The sequence below is a fragment of the Halobacteriovorax sp. DA5 genome (assembly GCF_002903145.1).
GTDB lineage: Bacteria > Bdellovibrionota > Bacteriovoracia > Bacteriovoracales > Bacteriovoracaceae > Halobacteriovorax_A.
The window spans coordinates 1-3,263 of the sequence record NZ_PPDJ01000017.1 but is presented as its reverse complement, the minus strand read 5'-3'; the positions used below and the strand labels follow the sequence as shown (position 1 = coordinate 3,263).

Here is a 3,263-nt window from a genome sequence, read left to right as displayed (position 1 = left end):
ACATTTAAATAACAGTATCAGATAGAAGACGAGAACTTAAAAGTAATACAAGACAAGTATATTAATTATACAAACTTTTAGTTGGTTAGATAAAGCTACTAAGGGTATATGGTGGATATCTTGGCAGTAAGAGACGATGAAAGACGTATGTTAGACAGCGATATGTCTCGGGGAGCCGTCAAGCAGGCTTTGATCCGGGAATTTCTGAATGGGGGAACCCTCCTGTTGGAAACAGCAGGAACCGTTTGGTGAGTAAAGTAGCCATTCTGGAGTTAACCGAGGGAACTGAAACATCTAAGTACCTCGAGGAAGAGAAATCAATTGAGATTTCGCAAGTAGCGGCGAGCGAACGCGAACTAGCCCAAACCGTTAAGTTTACTTAGCGGGGTTGTAGGACTGCAACGTGTAGCTTTGATGTTAGGAGAAGGGTCTGGGAAGTCCCGCCAAAGAGAGTGAAAGCCTCGTATCCGAAAGTTGAAAAGCGCTAGCAGTATCCTGAGTAGGACGGAACACGTGAAATTTTGTCTGAATCTGGGAGGACCACCTTCCAAGGCTAAATACTACTTACTGACCGATAGTGAACAAGTACCGTGAGGGAAAGATGAAAAGAACCCCGATGAGGGGAGTGAAATAGAACTTGAAACCATATACTTACAATCGGTGGAAGTGCTATTGTAAGGCATGACCACGTACCTTTTGCATTATGAGCCATCGAGTTACGATTTGTTGCAAGGTTAAGCCGTTGAAGGTGTAGCCGTAGGGAAACCGAGTCTTAATAGGGCGAATAGTAGCAGGTCGTAGACCCGAAACGGGATGAGCTATCCATGAGCAGGTTGAAGCGAGGGTAACACCTTGTGGAGGACCGAACCCATATAGGTTGAAAACTGTTGGGATGACTTGTGGATAGGGGTGAAAGGCCAATCAAATTCCGTGATAGCTGGTTCTCTTCGAAATGCATTTAGGTGCAGCGTCTGACGAATACTGACGGGGGTACAGCACTGAATTGGCTAGGGGGCTCACCAGCTTACCAAACCATATCAAACTCAGAATACCGTTAAGTAATATCAGGCAGTGAGACTGCGGATGCTAAGGTCCGTAGTCGAAAGGGTAAGAGCCCTGACCATCAGCTAAGGTCCCTAAATCGTGTCTAAGTGGGAAAGGTTGTGGAACTACTGTGACATCCAGGAGGTTGGCTTAGAAGCAGCCACCCTTTAAAGAAAGCGTAATAGCTCACTGGACTAGTGGTTCTGCGCCGAAAATGTAACGGGGCTAAAGATACGTACCGAAGCTATGGAATGAACTTTGTTCATTGGTAGAAGAGCATTGTGTTTATCGATGAAGGCGTACCGCGAGGAGCGCTGGAGATCCCACAAGAGCTGATGATGGCATGAGTAGCGATAAGGAGTGTGAGAATCACTCCCGCCGAAAATCTAAGGGTTCCTGGGCCAGGTGACTCCGCCCAGGGTTAGTCGGATCCTAAGGTGAGGCCGAAAGGCGTAATCGATGGGTAACAGGTTAATATTCCTGTACTTGGTTATATTCGTTTGACATGAGGAGTGACGGAGAAAGGTAGCAAATCCCACTGTTGGATGTGGGTTTAAGCGTGTAGGCTGTGTTGTAGGCAAATCCGCAACACGTGAAGGCTGAGGCGTGATGACGAGGGCTTGCCCGAAGTTTGTGATCCTCTGCTTCCCAGAAAAGCTTCGTATGAAGAATATAATCAATCCGTACCGTAAACCGACACAGGTAGATGAGGAGAGAATCCTCAGGCGCTTGGGAGAACTCTTGTTAAGGAACTCTGCAAATTGGAGCCGTAACTTCGGGATAAGGCTCGCCCCTGCTGGTGACATCGCTTGCCGATGTAGCTGACGGGGGCCGCAGTGAAAAGGGGGTAGCGACTGTTTATCAAAAACATAGGACTCTGCAAACACGCAAGTGGACGTATAGGGTCTGACGCCTGCCCGGTGCTCGAAGGTTAAGAGGAGAGGTTATCCATTAGGAGAAGCTTTGAATCGAAGCCCGAGTAAACGGCGGCCGTAACTATAACGGTCCTAAGGTAGCGAAATTCCTAGTCGGGTAAGTTCCGACCTGCACGAATGGCGTAACGACTTCCCCACTGTCTCAACAAGAGGCCCAGCGAAATTGGAGTGCGCGTGAAGATACGCGCTACCCGCGGAAGGACGAAAAGACCCCGTGAACCTTTACTGTAGCTTGACATTGGCTTTTGAATAGTAATGCGTAGGATAGGTGGGAGCTGTTGAGGCGTGCGTTCCGGCGTACGATTAGGCATCCTTGAAATACCACCCTTTGCTATTTGAAATCCTAACCTACCATCGTAATCCGGTGGGGGGACAATGTCTGGTGGGCAGTTTGACTGGGGCGGTCGCCTCCTAAAGAGTAACGGAGGCGCACAAAGGTTCCCTCAGGCCGCATGGAAACCGGCTGTAGAGTGTAAACGCATAAGGGAGCTTGACTGCAACACAAACAAGTGGAGCAGGGTCGAAAGACGGTGTTAGTGATCCGGTGGTTCCGAGTGGAAGGGCCATCGCTCAACGGATAAAAGGTACTCCGGGGATAACAGGCTGATCTCCCCCAAGAGTTCACATCGACGGGGAGGTTTGGCACCTCGATGTCGGCTCATCGCATCCTGGGGCTGGAGCAGGTCCCAAGGGTTAGACTGTTCGTCTATTAAAGCGGTACGCGAGCTGGGTTCAGAACGTCGTGAGACAGTTCGGTCTCTATCCTCCGTGGGCGTAAGAAATTTGAGTGAATCTGACCTTAGTACGAGAGGACCGGGTTGGACGAACCTATGGTGTATCGGTTGTGACGCCAGTTGCATTGCCGAGTAGCTAAGTTCGGAAGGGATAACCGCTGAAAGCATCTAAGTGGGAAGCCCATCATAAGATAAGATTTCTATAAGACAGCTTGTAGACTACGAGCTTGATAGGTCGCATGTGTAAGCGCAGTAATGTGTTGAGCTGAGCGATACTAATTAGTCTTTTTGCTTTATTTAACTTTTACTTTTAAGTTCACTTCTATTTGATATTGTTTTTTAAGTGTGAAAATATCGCTTAATAGACTTGCAAAGGTCGAAAAAAAGAATTAAATATACCAAGAATTAAATTTTTGGTGTGTCGATAGCGGCGGGGAAACACCTGATACCATCCCGAACTCAGCAGTTAAGCCCGCTTGCGCCGAAGGTAGTGCCAGGGTCACTTGGTGTGAGACTAGGAAGATGCACCTTCTATATAAAAAGCCAGATC

At 48.1% G+C, this 3,263-nt stretch carries 2 rRNA genes; both read left to right on the top strand.

Annotation, left to right across the window (positions count from 1 at the left end):
* The first annotated feature begins 88 nt into the window (after positions 1-88).
* A 23S ribosomal RNA gene (locus C0Z22_RS15725) occupies positions 89-3,013 on the top strand.
* Positions 3,014-3,127: 114 nt separating this feature from the next.
* Positions 3,128-3,244: ribosomal RNA gene (gene rrf, locus C0Z22_RS15720) — 5S ribosomal RNA — on the top strand.
* Positions 3,245-3,263 lie beyond the last annotated feature (19 nt).